Raw genomic sequence first — 15,696 nt, forward strand, 5'->3', positions numbered from 1 at the left:
CCAAAGCGAGCTTTGGACTCCAAACCATCGCGCTCCATCCAACCTACGCCGCTATCATCGCCCTTTTCCACCCTCGGAGTCCCCAAACCTTGCCGCTGACCGAAGAACAAGCCGCCGTGATCGCGGCGGACGCCCCCATCCTCAAGGTCAACGCCGTGGCCGGCAGCGGCAAGACCACCACCCTCCTCGAATTCGCCGCCGAACGGCCCCATGCCCGCATCCTCTATCTGGCCTATAACCGCGCCGTCGCCGACGAAGTCCGGTCCAAGGCCCACGGGCGCGGGCTTTCCCATATGACGGTCAAGACCCTCCACGGCCTCGCCTACCAGTACGTCCAAGGCTATAGCTACCAACTGGAAAGCGAACTCAACGAATGGCGCTTGCTGGAACAATACGTGCCGCCCGCCGAGCGCCAAGGCGAGGACGCCCTGATCTACGCCTGGCTCATCAAGGACTTGACCAACTATTACCTCAATGCCGCCTGGGTGAAACTCGACGACGGCCTGCTCGACGCCTACCGCGAGGCCACCGCGCCCACCGCCCCGGTGCGGGTCTTGCTGGCGATGTGCGGGAGCGAACTCCTGGCCGTGGTGCGGAACCTCCTGTCCGATATGCGGCAGCGGCGGATTCCGGCCCTGCACGATTTCTATTTGAAGCTGTTCCAGTTCGCCAAGGTCAAGCTGCCCTTCGATATCATCCTGGTGGACGAGGCCCAGGACACTTCCGGCGTGATGCTCAGCATCATCCAGCGCCAGGACCACGCCCAGCGGGTGTTCGTCGGCGATGGCTTCCAGCAAATCTACGCCTTCCGCCACGCGGTGAATTCCCTGGAACGGATCGACGGTCAGAGCTATCCGCTAAGCCAGACCTTCCGCTTCGGCGACAAACTGGCCCAACATCTGGCCGAACAGATCAACGCCGCCTACCGCATCCTGGGCGAACCCCACCGCCTGCACATGCGCGGCACCGCCGCCGAAACCCACTTCAAGCCGCGTCCCGACCTGGCGCGCAAACGGTCGGTGGCGGTGATTTGCCGCAGCAACCTGGCGCTGTTCGAGGCGGCGCTGGAACGCTTGGAAAAAGGCGCGAAATCGATGTATTTCGAGGGCGGCTACGGCGGCTACAACTTCATGAACAGCCGGGTGGTGTCCTTGCTCAACCTGAAGCTGGGCAAGCGCCAGAAGATCGAAGACCCCTTGATCCGCAAGTTCGCCAGCTTCGAGGATGTGCGGCGCTTCGCCAAGGACACCCAGAACGCGGCGCTCGCCACCCTGATCGATCTGGTGGGGCGCTATGGCACCAAGCTGTACGAGTTCGACCGCGATATCAAGGCCCGGCTGGTGGACAAGCCCCAGGCGGCGGCGCTGTTCGCCACCACCCACAAGGCCAAGGGCCAGGAATACGATTGGGTGGCGATGGGCGAGGACGGTTTCGCCACCCGCAAGGAATTGGAGAAATTGATGGACATGGCGGAGGAGTTCAATCCGGCCAAGCTCCGGGAGGAGATCAATGTCTATTACGTGGCGGCGACGCGGGCGCGGAAGGGTATCCGGCTGGCTCCGTTCTGACCGTTTCCAGGAGTGCAAACTTCAGTTTGCATAGACCGCCCCGCGCAAGCTGAAACTCACACTCCAGTTATCAGGGAATCCGGGCTATGCCGCCGGTGGTTCTTCCAACACCCGGCGGTAGACCTCGCCCAAATCCAGCACGCAGCCGATGGCATCCAGGGCCACCTGGGCCTCCAAGCCTTCCGCCACCGTCAGCAACCAGCCTTCGTCGCGCCGGGCATAGCGCTCGATGCGCGGCTCCTCCTGGGCGACCAGCAAATATTCCCGTAGCGATTCGATGCGCTGGTATTCGGCGAACTTGCGACCGCGGTCGTTGCTTTCGGTGGACGGCGACAGGATTTCGACGATCACGGTGGGATTCAGCAGGGTGTCGCCTTGGCCGTCCTCGAATTGAGCCGGGCCGCACACCACAGCGATATCGGGATAACGGTAGCTGCGGGCCTGGGCCGGTTTGACCCGCATATCGGCGATATGGACTTCGCAGGGGCGGTCCACCAACTGGTTGCCCAAGCTCCGGCTGATATTCGAGTTAATCAGGCTATGCGCCCGGCTCACGCCGGTCATGGCGTAGATATACCCAGCGGCGTACTCACTTTTGTATTCGGCGGTGCGTTCGAGGGCGAGATATTCTTCGGGGGAATAAAGCTTTTCGGCGAGGACGGCGGACATGGCGGTTCTCCTGCGGCGTGGATGCTGGAATGATTGTAAGCCCGAGGCATATCCCGGCGCATGGCGGAAATCCACACGCCCACGCCGAAACCCCAATCCCCCGCCCCCGTTACCGGACCCGAGGAGAACCCGCCCGATGAAAACCCCGATCCTGTTTTTCCTGTCCACCCTGAGTTTGTGCGCCCAGGCCGAAGACATCCGCCCGGGCCTCTGGAAAATCACCCTGGAATCCCGCGTCGCCGCCACGCCCGATTGGCAACCGCAGCCCTTCGAGCTGACCCAATGTCTGAGCCAGGACGACGCCGACCACCCGGAACGCCTGCTCACCGGCAGCGGCGGACCTGGCGTCTCGGGTTGCGATTTCGGGGATCGGAAGTATTCGGCGGGGCATCTCTCGTTCGACGTGGCTTGCGCCGGGGACTTGGGCCTCAAAGGCCATGGCGAGTTGGATTTCAGCGCGACCCGGATCGACGGAGCGCTGGACGTGAATTTCGGCGAGCAGGAAAAAACCGACATGGGCAACCAATTCCACGCGGTCTATCTGGGGGAATGCGCGGGCGGCAACGCCCCGGCTACGGTTCCGCTTCCGGCGGTGCCACCCGCAAACTGAATGTCACCGGCCCGTCGTTGACCAATTCCACTTGCATATTGGCCCCGAACCGCCCGGTTTCGACCGACCCATGCTTAGCCCGCACCCGCGCCACCAAATCATCGAACAAACGGCGGCCGGTTTCGGGGTCGGCGGCGGGCGTGAAACTGGGGCGCATTCCCTTGCGGGTATCGGCGGCCAGGGTGAATTGCGACACCAGCAGCACCCCGCCGCCGGTTTCCATGACGCTGAGGTTCATCTTGTCCCCAGCGTCGGCGAACATGCGGTAACCCAGCAGCCGCCCGGCCAGACGCTCGGCCTGGGCCTCGGTGTCGCCGCGCTCCACCGCGACCAGGGCCAACAGGCCCGGCCCGATCCTGCCGACGCTCTCCCCAGCGACCCTGACCTCGGCCCGCGCCACCCGCTGGATCACCGCCAGCATTCTCAATACCTCGGCATGGCCGGATCGACCAACACGGCCCAGGCTTCCACGCCGCCGGACAGATTAAACACCTTCTGGAAATCGCGGCTGCCCAGGAAACCCGCGATGCTGGCGCTACGCATCCCGTGGTGGCAAATCACCACGGTTTCGCGGTCGGGGTCGAGTTCGCCGATGCGGGCGGGGACGGTGTTCATCGGGAGGTTGAGGCTACCTTCGATATGGCAAAAGGCGTATTCGTGGGGTTCGCGCACATCGAGCAGGAGCGGGGCCGGTTGATTGGCGTCGTTCAGGCGGTCGCGGAGGGCGGGGGCGGTGATTTGCTGCATGGGATGATCGCGTAGGAAAAAGGTGGATGGAAAGGATCGGGACTCCAGCGGTTCAGGCTTTGGGCAGGGTCACGCCGGTCTGACCTTGATATTTGCCGCCACGGTCCTTGTACGAGGTTTCGCAGACTTCGTCGGCCCCGAGGAATAGCATCTGGGCCACGCCTTCGTGGGCGTAGATTTTGGCGGGCAGCGGCGTGGTGTTGGAGAATTCCAGAGTCACATGCCCGTCCCATTCTGGCTCCAGGGGCGTGACGTTGACGATGATCCCACAGCGGGCATAGGTCGATTTGCCGAGGCAGACCACCAGCACATCCCGCGGTATCCTGAAATATTCCACCGTCCGCGCCAAGGCGAAGGAATTGGGCGGAATGATGCACACGTCCTGCTGGACATCGACGAAGCTGTTTTCGTCGAAATCCTTGGGATCGACGATCACCGAATTGATATTGGTGAAAATCTTGAATTCGTGTGAGCAGCGCACATCGTAGCCATAGCTCGAAGTGCCGTAGGAAATCACCCGCTTGCCGTCGATTTTCCGCACTTGCCCCGGCTCGAACGGTGCGATCATGCCGTGTTCTTCCGCCATACGGCGGATCCAGCGGTCGGATTTGATGCCCATCAGTCGTTCACCACCTGGATGGTGGGGAAACGAGCGCTGTAATCCTTGGCCTTGAGCGCCAACCGCGCCGCCAGCTTGCGGGCGATGGCCTTGTAGATTTGGGCGGGCTGGCCTTCGGGGTCGGCCACCACGGTGGGCTGGCCGCTGTCGGCGGCGAGCCGGATCGCCATATCCAAGGGCAAGGCGCCCAGGAGTTCGGTGCCGTATTTCTCCGCCATCCTGGCCCCGCCGCCCTCGCCGAAGATGGGTTCGGCATGGCCGCAGTGGGAGCAGATATGGATGCTCATATTCTCCACCAAGCCCAGCACCGGCACCCCGACCTGCTCGAACATCCTGAGGCCGCGCTGGGCGTCCAGCAAGGCGATATCCTGCGGCGTGGTGACGATGACCGCGCCCGACACCGGAATCTGCTGGGCCAGGGTCAATTGGATATCGCCGGTGCCGGGCGGCAGGTCGATCAAGAGATAATCCAGGTCGTCCCACTTGGTGTCCTTCAGCATTTGCTGCAAGGCACCCGTCACCATCGGGCCGCGCCAGATCATGGGCTGGTCCTCGCCGACCAGATAGCCGATGGAAATCGACTGCACCCCATAGGCCATCTTGGGAATCATGCGTTTCCCCTCTTCCACCTCCGGCATCCCCGACAGGCCCAGCATCAAGGGCTGGCTCGGCCCGTAAATATCGGCGTCGAGGATACCGACCCGCGCCCCTTCGGCGGCAAGGGCCAGCGCCAAATTCGCGGTGGTGGTCGATTTGCCGACGCCACCCTTGCCCGAGGCCACGGCGATGATGTTCTTGACGCCGGGCATGGGTTTCAAATTCTTCTGCACGGCATGGGACACGATCTCGGTGGCGACCTCGACCTCGACCGCCACCGCCCCGGTATCGGCCTGGACCTTGGCCACCAATGCGGCCTGGAGCGCTTCGTGGAAACTAGCGGCGGGATAGCCCAAAGCCAGCCGGATGCGGACCTTGTCGCCCTCCACCTCGATTTTTTTCGCCATCCTGGCGCCGACCAGGTCTTTCCCGAGGTGGGGATCGATCCAGGTTTTCAGACTGCTTTCGACATCGGCTTGGGTGAAGGACATGGGACTCTCCGGGCAATGCAAATAACCAAGCGCCATTCTACACAATTGGGGCGGCGGCTTGCGCCGGGGGGGAATCCAAGGGGGCGGGAATGGGCGTGGCGGGGGAAACAGGGCGTCCCCGCAGCGGAAAGGGCGGGGACGGTAGACGGCTTCGGACTCAGGCGTCGATCACCAGCATCACGTTGTTGGTGACCACCCAACCGTAAAAGGTCACGGCGGAAGCCAGGGTGGCGGTCATCCAGCGGCTCTTGATCCTGCGCCTCCCGGCGAACACGAAGGCAATGAAGCCCAAGGCCACCAGTTTCAGCGCGGTGATGGAACAGGCCAGGCCGAAATAACCAGCGCAATAATTGAGTACCGGGTTCACTTCCTCCAATCCGAACCAACTCAGGCCAAAATAAGTCACGATGCCATCGGCGACGTGCAACAATGCGAACAGGATTAACAGTAAAGCGTCCACGGTAGAACTCCAGCCCCCATCTCGGGATGATTCCCCAGGCTCAAGGCCCGGAATGGCCCAATGGGCGGCGTTGATTGCGGTCAGGGAACCCTTACGAAGTCCACGCGCTCGACCGCGCCGCTTGGCTTCGCAGGGCTGGGAGCTTCGCCGGATCGGCCCGGCGAGGCATGACAGGCACGGTTCGGGCGAGTTCCGCGCTAACGGGAGAGCGCCGGGGAGGGTTCGTCGGAATTACGGGATGTCATCGACAAACATAGCAGCAGTTTCCGGGCCAAGCGCCGGGTCCGGTTGGCCCGAATCCCGCCCGTAAGGCGCAACATCTTGATCCACCTTGATTTAATCCCCGATCGGGCGACCTATGGTACAAACCCTAGAGCGGATTTTCCCCATAATGGGGCACGGCTTGTAGGAAAACCGACACCGTTCTTCCCGCCCGGTTCAGCCGGGGATTTTCTGGAGGTCTTGCCAGGTGTTGTCCCAGGTGCAGCCCTGCCCCATCCACAACGGGGCCACCAACAGATCGACCACCGGCAGGAAGGGCGTCGCGACCAGCCAGGTCGTAGTGCCCAAGCCGACATAGGCCGGATACATCCAATCGGGATCGACCTGGGCCTGCAACAAGCCCGGATAGGCGTCGCGCCACATATGTTGGGTAATCGGGAAAACCCGGCAGGTGGCCGGATTCACCCCGACATCGCGGGTGTATTGGCTGGGCGCGGTGACACAGGCGGCGAGCGGCAACAAGCCCACCAATAGCGCGGCGGGTTTCAGTTTCATTCCCATGATCCAACCCGTCAAAACGGAATATCGTCGTCGAACTCGACCGCCACGCCGGGTTCGCGGCCCGGCGGCGGCTCGGCGGGCGCGGCCCGGCCAGGGGCTTCCTTGGGTTCGCGCCGCTTGCGGGTTTCGCGGGTTTCGTGGATCGACAGGAGGCCGGAGGCGGTCACGCTGAGGCCGTGGCGGAGTTCACCGTCTTTTTCCCAGGACGACAGCTTGGCCGAACCCGCAAGGCTGACCGCGTCGCCGGCCTTGAGGCGGCCCAGGCGTTCGCCGACCTCGCCGAAGGCGATGGTGGACACCCAGAGGGTTTCATCGCCTTCGACCGGCACCCTGATTTGCGCGGTGGTGAACGGCCTGCCGGAAGGTCCGACGCGGACCAGGGGATCGCGGGATAGTTTTCCCGACAACAATACGTCGAGCATGGGGGTTCTCCTTCCAAGTGAATTGGGGAAGCTTATACACGCAGAGGCCGCCCCTAGCCAAGCCGGAACCGCGTCCGCGATTATGGGATAATCGCCGCCATTTTCATGCAGCGAACCTTGATGAAGCCGATGAACCAGCCACGCCAAATCCTCGTCACCAGCGCCCTGCCCTATGCCAATGGTCCCATCCATTTGGGGCATTTGGTGGAATACATCCAAACCGACATCTGGGTGCGCTTCCAGAAGATGCGTTATCCCGCGAGCGAGGGCCACCGAATATCCTACATCTGCGCCGACGACACCCACGGCACGCCGATCATGCTGCGGGCGGAGAAGGAAGGCATCAGCCCGGAGGCACTCATCGACCGCGTCCACGGCCAGCATAAGCGGGATTTCGACGGCTTCCTGGTCGAATTCGACAACTATTACTCGACCCATTCCGAGGAAACCCGGCGTTTCGCCGAAACGATCTATGCAACGTTGAAACGCAACGGCCTGATCGAATCCCGCGCCATCGAGCAGTATTACGACCCGGTGAAAGAGATGTTCCTGCCGGATCGTTTCATCAAGGGCGAATGTCCGCGCTGCCATGCCAAAGACCAATATGGCGATTCCTGCGAAGTCTGCGGCGCGACCTATGCTCCCACCGATTTGCTGAATCCCTATTCCGCCGTGTCCGGGGCCGCGCCGGTGCGGAAGGAATCGGTGCATTATTTCTTCAAGTTGGGGAAGTGTGGGGAATTCCTGCAAAACTGGACCCGCGCCGGGCACTTGCAGGACGAGGCCGCCAATAAGATGGCGGAATGGTTCGAGGCCGGACTGAACGACTGGGATATTTCCCGCGACGCGCCTTATTTCGGTTTCGAGATTCCCGACGCGCCGGGCAAGTTCTTCTATGTTTGGCTGGACGCGCCAATTGGCTATATGGGCAGTTTCCAGAACCTATGCGACCGGCTGGGGCTGAACTTCGCAGATTATTGGAGCAAAGATTCCAGCGCCGAGCTTTACCATTTTATCGGCAAGGATATCTTATATTTCCATGCTTTATTCTGGCCGGCCATGCTGGAATATTCGGATTTCCGCACGCCGACCAAGATTTTCGCCCATGGCTTCCTGACCGTGAATGGCGAGAAGATGTCGAAATCCCGCGGTACTTTCATCACAGCTTCCAGCTATCTTGAGCAAGGCTTGAACCCGGAATGGCTCAGGTACTATTACGCCTGCAAGCTGAATGGGAGCATGGAGGATATTGACCTGAATCTGGAAGATTTCGCGGCACGGGTGAATTCGGATTTGGTCGGGAAATATGTGAATATTGCCAGTAGGGCAGCTAACTTTATAACCAAGCGATTTCATGGTGCAGTAAAAATCACTGACCGATATAGCGACCCCATATTGCAGACTGTAGAAAACGAATCAGATAAAATAGCATCTTTCTATGAAAATCGGGAATATGGTAAAGCCATTCGACTCATCATGGAGCTAGCCGATTCCATCAATGCATACGTTGATGCCAACAAGCCGTGGGAACTGGCTAAAAATGCGGAGCAATCAGAGGAGCTACTCAAAGTTTGCAGCATTATTCTCGAAGCGTTTCGAATACTAACCCTATACTTAAAACCCGTTTTACCCAATATTGCAAAAAAAGTAGAAACTTTTCTAAACCTTTCGACACCACTCATGTGGGATGATGTGTTTAATGGAATTTCTCCTAAGCGACCACTCCAAACTTACGAACACTTAATCACCCGCATCGACCCCAAACAAATCGAGGCGCTCGTGGAAGCCAACAAACCCAGCCTGCAAGCCACCACCGAACCGGCCCCGCATTCCGAACAACGCCACGCCCAGCACCAGCAACACGTGATCCAGCCCATCGCCGACACCATTTCGATTGAGGATTTCGCCAAGATCGACCTGCGTATCGCCCGAATCGCCAAGGCCGAGCATGTCGAGAAGGCCGAGAAGTTGTTGAAGCTGACCCTGGACATCGGCGAGGAACAGCCGCGCACCGTGTTCGCCGGCATCAAAGCGGCCTACGACCCGGCGCAGTTGGAAGGCAAGCTGACGGTGATGGTCGCCAACCTGGCCCCGCGCAAGATGAAATTCGGCCTATCGGAAGGGATGGTCTTGGCCGCCAGCGACGAGCGCGGCGGGCCGTTCGTGCTGTTCCCGGATGAAGGGGCGCAGCCGGGCATGCGGATTAAATAAAGGGTATTACTTAGGGTGGGTTAGCGCACCCGCGTAACCCACCCTACGATTTTATGAAACTATCCCGCCGTGGCCGGATCGATCACCGCCGTAACCTCCGAAATCCGGTTGGCCGGAAATCCCCCCTCCTCCGCGTGCTGCCGGATCAATGCCTCGTTCGGCGCGATATATACGCAATACACTTTATCCCCGGTCACATAGCTCTGTATCCACTGGATACCCGGCCCCAGCCGGTTCAGCACGCTGCACGACTGCTGCGAGATACCCCGCAATTCCTCCGCCGTCAATTTTCCGGCACCGGGGATTTCCCGTTCGATCAGATACTTGGGCATATCAACCACTCCTTTTTGTGTTGCAGTTTCACTCCGCCGCGACGATATATTCATAGCTCAAAGCCCCCGAAGGACAGCATTCGACCACTTCGGCGATGGCCTCGGGCGTCGCGGCATCCACATCGATCCACGGTTCTTTCGAGGGATCGAACACCTGGGGCAGGCCGCGCACGCATTCCCCGGCATGGGAACAGGCATACGGGTTGAAGCGGACGATCACCTGCCGGTTCTTATACTCTTGCATGGCATTCCTCGGGGTTGGAAAAAGGTTGTTTGGCTTATCGGCCCCCGCCCGGAGGCAAGGGCCGGATCGGGTTGTGGACCTCAGCGCTTGGCGGCTTCGGCCACGGTGGGAGCGGGTTGCGCCTCCGCCACGCTCTTGTACAGCGAATACGCCCCGAACCGCATCTGATGGGCGCGGCCCAGTTTCTCTTTGGTGAAATCGACCGCGAATTGCTCCTTCAATTCCTTGCCGTCCCAGGCATAACCCTTGAGGAATTGCTCATCGTCCTTGCCCTTCTTATCCCAGTTGGCGAGCAGCGAGGAGGTGAAATACACCCGTTTGCCGTCCCAACTCGACGAGGCCATGTTGAGCTGCGCCCCGATGACCTTCTCGTAAACCTGTTTGGGATGCTTGGGATCGGAAATATCGAAGGCGCGGGCCTTGCCGTCCATGAAGGTATCGACCCACAGCAGTTTGTCGTCGCTGGAAATCGAAATATCCACCGGCAGCGGCACCTTGCTCGGATCGCCGATATCGGCCACTTCGGTCGCCTGCCATTCGCCCTTATCGTCCGGGGCGACCAGCCAGATTTTCGAGGTCAGGGCGGTGGTGGTGAAGCAATAGTCGTGGGTATCGTCCCAGGCGCAACGGACTTCCAAGGGCGCGCCCGGCACGTCGAACACCTTTTTGGGCTGGCGGCTGATCAAATCCCACACCACCACGGTATTGCCGAAATGCTTCATGGCTTCGGGGTCCTGGAGCATCTTGCCGAAATCCATCATGTAGTTGTTCCAGCCGGTGAACGAGGTCGAAACCAGGGCGTTCTTGCGCGGCAGGGCGCGGACATCGTAACCATAACCATCGGCGTATTTGCCGGTCTTGACCGCGCCGCCGAGGTTGTCGTCGGTGGGCATCCAATGGGTGGCGACATAATCGCCCGCGTTGGTGTATTCCACCATCGCGGTGCGCCCACCGTGGTCCTTGTTGTTGGACAGCCCAGTGATGAGTATCCGCCCCGGCAAGGCGTAGAACGAATGCGGCCCGACCACGCCGCCGCTCTTGGCCACGAAGTCGGTCAAGGTCTTGACCAGCTTGGGTTTGCCGGGGTCGCTATGCACATCGAAGATGAAAATCTTGTTGGTATCGAGCCCGCCCGTCCACAGGAATTGGCGGTCGTCGGTGAAGTCGGAATGGTGGGCCTCGTTGCGCCCGCCCACCGACACGCTGCCGACCACCTTGCCGTAATCGGGAGACTTCGGGTTCACAGCGACCGTAACCAGTTTGTCCTGTTCGTCGCCCAGCCCCTCAACACCCAGGGTCCAGACGTAGACGAAATCTTCCTGGCCCTTGATCTTGGGCATATAGGGCGAGAGGCAGGTTTCATCTGCCCCGGCGGAAAGGATGCCGAGACCGGACAGAGCCAATCCGCACAACACGGCGCGGACGGCACGGGGGAGCATGGTTGGTTTTGACATTCGCGTAGCCCTCACTTGGTTTATAGCGCCGGTGCCGTCGCCATGGCGCGGCCCGGTGGTTATGGCGTTCCCTCGTCGCTTGATCTTCCACTGAAGCCTGTCCGACCGGCCTTTTCCGAGTAGACCAGTCGTTTTATATCCGGCCAAAAAATAATGCGCCCGTGCCCGTGGCGCAATCCGTTCCACACGCTTACGTCCGATTCATGACGCCTTGAAATAACCGTCCAGCAAACCGCCGATGCAAGCTTCGAGGGGCCGGGTCGATTGCTCCACCTTCATCCGTAACAAGGCACCCTGCCAAGCGTCGGCCAGCAGATCGGCCATCACCCCGGCGTCCAGGTCGGCGCGGACCGTACCTTCGCGCTGCGCCCGCGCCAAGCCCCGTTCCAGCGTGTCCCGGTAGCGGTGGACCGCGCCGCGCAGGGCCGCGCGGCAAACCGGGTTGGTATCGCCGATCTCACCGATGAGGTTGCCGAGCAAACAGCCCCCCTGGTAGCCGCGCCGCTCCAGTTCCTCGATCAACTCCCGGAAATAGCCCTTCAAGGCCGCGAGCGCGTCGAGTCCGGGCCGGGCCAGATAGCCTTCCAACAACTGGATGAACGGTTCGATGTAATGGCCGATGGCCTCGGCGCAGAATTCTTCCTTGCTGGCAAAATAGTTGTAGAACGAACCCTTGGGCACGCCGACCCCGGCCAAAAGCTCCTGTAGGCCGGTGCCGTGATAGCCGCGCTCCATGATCAAGGCCACGCCCTGGTCCAGGAGTTTTTCGCGGGTGAAGTGTTTGGTGGATGTCCGGGTCATGGGGTTGAAATATACGACCAGTCGTCTTGAAAAGCAAGCCCCGCAAGCACCGGATGCGCGAAGGGCTTATACAGCGTAGAACCGCCGGGAATGCACCCCACCCCGGCGCTTGACGCCATCGCGGCCATAGGTGGCTTCGGCTTGGACGGGACCATGCAGGATATCGAGGGCGTTTTCGACATGGCGGCGCAGTAGGCCAATATACGCGCCATTTTCCTCGTTCTGATGCTTGCAGACGGCGAGGAGACGCAGGATTTCACGCCAATCGGCCCTGAGCGCCCCGGCCATCCCGGCTTCGGGCTTGGCGCTGGCGAGATAGGCTTCGATACCGCCGGCTTGCTCCGGCCCTGCGGCGAAAAAGCGTCTTTGCTCCGCCGCCAAGCGGTCGAGAATCGGCACCAGTTCCTGTTTGGTCAGGGCGATGCGCTCCAGGGCGGCGGCATCGCGTCCGCCCAGGGCCACCGATTCCTGTTGCAACAGGCCGTGCATCTCGCGGAGGCCGTCCAAGGTGGCGCGGAACAGTTCGCACAGGGTTTGGGGCGTCGTGGACATGGCGGCTTACCGGAAGGACAGTTCCATGCGGATCATGTTATCCGCCGCCCGTTGGGCATCGATCCGGTGGGTGCCGGACTGGATTTGGCTGGACACCTGTTCCACCCGGTCCCGATCCACGGCGGGTTCGGCGAGCAAACCCTGGGTCAGTTCGGCGACACGCAGGTTGGGCTGGGCGGAGGTTTCCCCTTCGGATGGCTTGGCGGCGACGGGGGCCGCCGGGGCCGCGCCCGCGTCGGCGGACTGGGTCTTCTTGGCCGAAGGCGTGGGAATACCGCCCGCGATGCTTGGCAATTTAAGGTCCATGGGGTTGATTCCTCTTGGGAGGGCTGCTGACAAGATTAACGGCGGCGCGGCCATAAACTTTACGGTAGAAATCCCAGGTGGAATTGTCGGGTTATCCGCCCGCCTATTGCACCAGCACCAAGCCCGGCCCGGCCACGGTGCCCTGCACCACCCGCCCGGATTGTTCGTTGCGGACCCGGACGCGCTGGCCCTTCTGCCCATCGGCCAGGGCTTCGCCGCCCGAATTGATTTGATAACCCCCGCTCTCGGCGCGGATGACCACCCGCTCGCCGCGCTGGACCAGCTTGGGGACCGTCAATTGCTCGGCGCTCAGCAGCGTCCCGCCCGCCAAACCGCGCCGCGCCACCTGGCCGACAGCCTGGGCGGGATCGGTCAGATAATCGCCGCCGAGTCCGGCCAAATCCTTTTTCATCATGGCGATATCGGCGGGGCCGATCAAGCCGCCCGGCCGCACCGCGCTGCGCAACACCACCACCTCGACGCTGCCCCGGACATTGACCCGGCCATAGATCGTCCAAGGCCGTTCGCCCCGGCAACGCACCCCGACCGACCACGCCCCCGCCTCGCGCCGGCCCTGCGGGAGGAAGGTTTCCAAGGGCTGGCCGCATTCCGGCAGGCGCAGCCGGGGGTCGAGCGGCAACACCTCGGCTTGGTAATCCTGGCCACGCTGTCGGAATTCCGACTCGACCCGTTGATGGATAGACTCAACGATGGCGGTATGGGATTGGTAGCCCGGTTCGGCGCGGGCCACGGCCAGCGCGAGGCCGAGCGGGAGGACGGCGATCATACGGGTGAAACTAGACATGGCGTGACTCCGAAATCTCCCCCCACGATGCAGGAACGATGCCGGACCCCCTCAAGCAGCCCGGCCGGCAGCCGCTACACTCATAGTTGATCGCTATTCGCCCATCGCTAACCTCGCGGCTTCCGGCACGGGACCGGCACCGCGCCCAACGCCCCGCAACCCCCTCGGAGAAGCATCGATGCCCAGCATACTCGATGGCGTGGACCAAAGAACCAAACTGGCCGGCCATAACCGGCTGGAACTGCTGCTGTTCAAGCTCGGCGGCGAGCAGCGTTTCGGCATCAACGTGTTCAAGGTGCAGGAAGTCATCCAATGCCCGAACCTGACCCAAATCCCCAAATCCCACCCGGCCATCCGTGGCGTCGCCCATCTGCGCGGCAAGACCATCCCGGTGCTGGACCTGTCGATGGCGATAGGCGCGGGCTGCTTTTCCCAGAACTGCCAGGGCTATGTCATCGTCACCGAGTACAACCGCTCGACCCAGGGCTTCCTGGTCAGCGCGGTAGACCGCATCATCAACATGGGCTGGGAGCAAATCCAACCGCCACCGCGCGGGGCGGGCCGCAATAGCTACCTGACCGCCGTCACCCAGGTGGACCGCGAGTTGATCGAGGTCATCGACGTGGAAAAAGTGATGAAGGAAGTGATCGGCGGCAGCGACGAGGTGTCCGCGGGGATCATCGATCCCGCCATCGACACCTTCTCCCAGCACGTCCTGGTGGTGGACGACTCCTCCGTGGCCCGCAACCAGATCAAGAAGGTGCTGGAACAATTGTCCGTGCCCTACACCCTGGCCAAGGACGGACAGGAAGCCTATGAAATCCTGGAGGCCTGGCAGGCCGAAGGCAAGGACTTGCCCCGGTTCCTGGCGCTGATCATTTCCGATGTCGAGATGCCGCGCATGGACGGCTATACCTTGACCGCGACCATGCGTAAAACCCACGGCATGAAAGAAGTCTATGTACTGCTGCACACCTCGCTCAGCGGCGTGTTCAACCAAGCCATGGTGGAGAAGGTCGGCGCGAACCGCTTCCTCGCCAAATATGTCCCGGACGACCTGGCCCGTTTGGTCCAGCAGCAATTACGGGAGCACCTGGAACTCTACGGCCCGCCGACCCAGTCCTGATGAACGCCTTCTTCCCATGCCGGTCCGCCCTCCAGCCCATGGACACCCCGCCGCCGCCCGACCGTGATTTGACCCCGGAGGAATTCGCGGTCTTCCGCCGCTTCCTGCTGGATTCGTCCGGCATCCTGCTCGGGGAGCATAAGCAATACCTGGTCAAGAACCGCTTGTCCGGGGTATTGCGCGGCAGCCGCTATGCCGGCCTTGGCGATTTCATCGCGGCCCTGGGCGCGGGGACGGTGGCCCCGGCGCTCAAGGCCCGCGTCATCGACGCCATGACCACCAACGAGACCTTCTGGTTCCGGGAAACCCCGCATTTCAACGAACTGCGGGACGTGCTGCTGCCCGCATGGATGGCGGCGTTTGGCGGGACGGTGCGGATTTGGTCGGCGGCTTGCTCCACCGGGCAGGAGCCTTATTCGATCAGCCTATGCGTGGAAGAATTCTTGCGCGGCAGGCCCGCCCTGGGAGCGAGGCCGGTGCGGATATTAGGCACCGATATTTCCGAGTTGGCCTTGGCCGAGGCCAACCGCGCCGACTATGGCGACCTGGCCTTGTCGCGGGGACTGGACCCGAAACTGCGGGAGCGTTATTTCGTGGCCGTGGGCGAAAAATGGCGGCCCAGGCCGGATATCACCGCCAGGGTCGGGTTCCAGCCCTACAACCTGCTAGCCTCCTATGCGCCCTTGGGCAAATTCGACCTGATTTTCTGCCGCAACGTGTTGATTTATTTCCCGGACGACATCAAGCGCGATATTTTGACCCGGCTGGCGGGAGCGCTGACTCCTGGGGGCTATTTGTTCCTCAGCAGCACCGAAAGCCTGCCGCCGGGGGTCGACGGCTACAAAACGGTGCGCGGCAAATATTGCCGCTACTACCGGATCGGCCCTTGAGGTCAATTG

General features: G+C 61.6%; 20 protein-coding genes. 5 read left to right on the top strand and 15 right to left on the bottom strand.

All coding sequences use genetic code 11. The features are described from left to right. The first annotated feature begins 89 nt into the window (after window positions 1–89). Window positions 90–1,568, top strand: a complete 1,479-nt coding sequence (locus B9N93_RS15710; protein ID WP_176225280.1) for a UvrD-helicase domain-containing protein — start codon at window positions 90–92, stop codon at window positions 1,566–1,568. 84 nt (window positions 1,569–1,652) lie between these two features. On the opposite strand, the gene B9N93_RS15715 is transcribed toward B9N93_RS15710, so the two are convergent. Then, window positions 1,653–2,237 carry a Uma2 family endonuclease gene (locus tag B9N93_RS15715; protein WP_085215210.1) on the bottom strand — a complete coding sequence of 195 codons (585 nt, stop codon included), beginning with the start codon at window positions 2,235–2,237 and terminating at the stop codon, window positions 1,653–1,655. Between the two features lie 136 nt (window positions 2,238–2,373). Here B9N93_RS15715 and B9N93_RS15720 point away from each other — a divergent pair, with 136 nt between their 5' ends. Further along, complete coding sequence (locus B9N93_RS15720; protein ID WP_176225281.1) at window positions 2,374–2,847, top strand: DUF3617 domain-containing protein; 474 nt, start codon at window positions 2,374–2,376, stop codon at window positions 2,845–2,847. Here B9N93_RS15720 and dtd read toward each other — a convergent pair. The 7 genes from dtd to B9N93_RS15755 all read right to left on the bottom strand — a co-directional run bounded on the left by dtd (window position 2,810) and on the right by B9N93_RS15755 (window position 6,966). Next, window positions 2,810–3,268 carry a D-aminoacyl-tRNA deacylase gene (gene dtd, locus B9N93_RS15725; RefSeq protein ID WP_085215212.1) on the bottom strand — a complete coding sequence of 153 codons (459 nt, stop codon included), beginning with the start codon at window positions 3,266–3,268 and terminating at the stop codon, window positions 2,810–2,812. The two genes, B9N93_RS15720 and dtd, sit on opposite strands and share 38 nt — an antisense overlap. Before the next feature lie 2 nt (window positions 3,269–3,270). Continuing rightward, window positions 3,271–3,594 (bottom strand): rhodanese-like domain-containing protein, encoded by a 324-nt coding sequence (locus B9N93_RS15730; RefSeq protein WP_085215213.1) that lies wholly within the window; start codon window positions 3,592–3,594, stop codon window positions 3,271–3,273. 52 nt (window positions 3,595–3,646) lie between these two features. After that, the gene (dcd, locus tag B9N93_RS15735; RefSeq protein ID WP_085215214.1) at window positions 3,647–4,213 is read right to left on the bottom strand and encodes a dCTP deaminase; all 567 of its coding nucleotides are present in this window, start codon (window positions 4,211–4,213) and stop codon (window positions 3,647–3,649) included. After that, complete coding sequence (apbC, locus tag B9N93_RS15740) at window positions 4,213–5,301, bottom strand: iron-sulfur cluster carrier protein ApbC (protein WP_085215215.1); 1,089 nt, start codon at window positions 5,299–5,301, stop codon at window positions 4,213–4,215. Before apbC ends, dcd begins: the two co-directional genes overlap by 1 nt. Before the next feature lie 157 nt (window positions 5,302–5,458). Beyond that, on the bottom strand, window positions 5,459–5,761 hold the full coding sequence (locus tag B9N93_RS15745; protein WP_085215216.1) for a DUF5658 family protein: 303 nt from the start codon (window positions 5,759–5,761) through the stop codon (window positions 5,459–5,461). A gap of 438 nt (window positions 5,762–6,199) precedes the next feature. Continuing rightward, window positions 6,200–6,538, bottom strand: coding sequence for a hypothetical protein (locus tag B9N93_RS15750; protein ID WP_085215217.1), 339 nt, complete (start codon window positions 6,536–6,538; stop codon window positions 6,200–6,202). 17 nt (window positions 6,539–6,555) lie between these two features. Next, window positions 6,556–6,966: a single-stranded DNA-binding protein gene (locus B9N93_RS15755; protein ID WP_176225282.1), complete on the bottom strand. Its 411-nt coding sequence runs from the start codon at window positions 6,964–6,966 to the stop codon at window positions 6,556–6,558. 129 nt (window positions 6,967–7,095) lie between these two features. On the opposite strand from B9N93_RS15755, the gene metG reads away from it, so the two are divergent. Beyond that, entirely contained in the window at window positions 7,096–9,177 is a 2,082-nt protein-coding gene (metG, locus tag B9N93_RS15760) for a methionine--tRNA ligase (RefSeq protein WP_085216298.1), read from the top strand. A gap of 59 nt (window positions 9,178–9,236) precedes the next feature. On the opposite strand, the gene B9N93_RS15765 is transcribed toward metG, so the two are convergent. The 7 genes from B9N93_RS15765 to flgA all read right to left on the bottom strand — a co-directional run bounded on the left by B9N93_RS15765 (window position 9,237) and on the right by flgA (window position 13,671). After that, window positions 9,237–9,509 carry a DUF4242 domain-containing protein gene (locus B9N93_RS15765; protein WP_085215218.1) on the bottom strand — a complete coding sequence of 91 codons (273 nt, stop codon included), beginning with the start codon at window positions 9,507–9,509 and terminating at the stop codon, window positions 9,237–9,239. 28 nt (window positions 9,510–9,537) lie between these two features. Further along, window positions 9,538–9,753 carry a (4Fe-4S)-binding protein gene (locus B9N93_RS15770; protein ID WP_085215219.1) on the bottom strand — a complete coding sequence of 72 codons (216 nt, stop codon included), beginning with the start codon at window positions 9,751–9,753 and terminating at the stop codon, window positions 9,538–9,540. An 80-nt stretch (window positions 9,754–9,833) separates the two neighbouring features. Continuing rightward, window positions 9,834–11,192, bottom strand: a complete 1,359-nt coding sequence (locus B9N93_RS15775) for a methanethiol oxidase (protein ID WP_085215220.1) — start codon at window positions 11,190–11,192, stop codon at window positions 9,834–9,836. A gap of 216 nt (window positions 11,193–11,408) precedes the next feature. Then, window positions 11,409–12,008 carry a TetR/AcrR family transcriptional regulator gene (locus B9N93_RS15780; protein WP_085215221.1) on the bottom strand — a complete coding sequence of 200 codons (600 nt, stop codon included), beginning with the start codon at window positions 12,006–12,008 and terminating at the stop codon, window positions 11,409–11,411. A 66-nt stretch (window positions 12,009–12,074) separates the two neighbouring features. After that, the gene (locus tag B9N93_RS15785; protein ID WP_085215222.1) at window positions 12,075–12,560 is read right to left on the bottom strand and encodes a flagella synthesis protein FlgN; all 486 of its coding nucleotides are present in this window, start codon (window positions 12,558–12,560) and stop codon (window positions 12,075–12,077) included. Between the two features lie 6 nt (window positions 12,561–12,566). Continuing rightward, the gene (gene flgM, locus B9N93_RS25595; RefSeq protein WP_176225283.1) at window positions 12,567–12,866 is read right to left on the bottom strand and encodes a flagellar biosynthesis anti-sigma factor FlgM; all 300 of its coding nucleotides are present in this window, start codon (window positions 12,864–12,866) and stop codon (window positions 12,567–12,569) included. A gap of 103 nt (window positions 12,867–12,969) precedes the next feature. Then, entirely contained in the window at window positions 12,970–13,671 is a 702-nt protein-coding gene (gene flgA / locus B9N93_RS15795) for a flagellar basal body P-ring formation chaperone FlgA (RefSeq protein WP_085215224.1), read from the bottom strand. Window positions 13,672–13,849: 178 nt separating this feature from the next. Between flgA and B9N93_RS15800 the strand changes: the two genes are divergently transcribed. Both B9N93_RS15800 and B9N93_RS15805 read left to right on the top strand, forming a co-directional pair. Further along, window positions 13,850–14,797, top strand: coding sequence for a chemotaxis protein CheV (locus B9N93_RS15800; RefSeq protein WP_085215225.1), 948 nt, complete (start codon window positions 13,850–13,852; stop codon window positions 14,795–14,797). Beyond that, the gene (locus tag B9N93_RS15805; protein ID WP_254899406.1) at window positions 14,797–15,687 is read left to right on the top strand and encodes a CheR family methyltransferase; all 891 of its coding nucleotides are present in this window, start codon (window positions 14,797–14,799) and stop codon (window positions 15,685–15,687) included. The genes B9N93_RS15800 and B9N93_RS15805 overlap by 1 nt, the downstream gene beginning before the upstream one ends. The last annotated feature ends 9 nt before the right edge of the window (window positions 15,688–15,696 follow it).

The sequence above is a fragment of the Methylomagnum ishizawai genome (assembly GCF_900155475.1).
GTDB classification, from domain to species: domain Bacteria; phylum Pseudomonadota; class Gammaproteobacteria; order Methylococcales; family Methylococcaceae; genus Methylomagnum; species Methylomagnum ishizawai_A.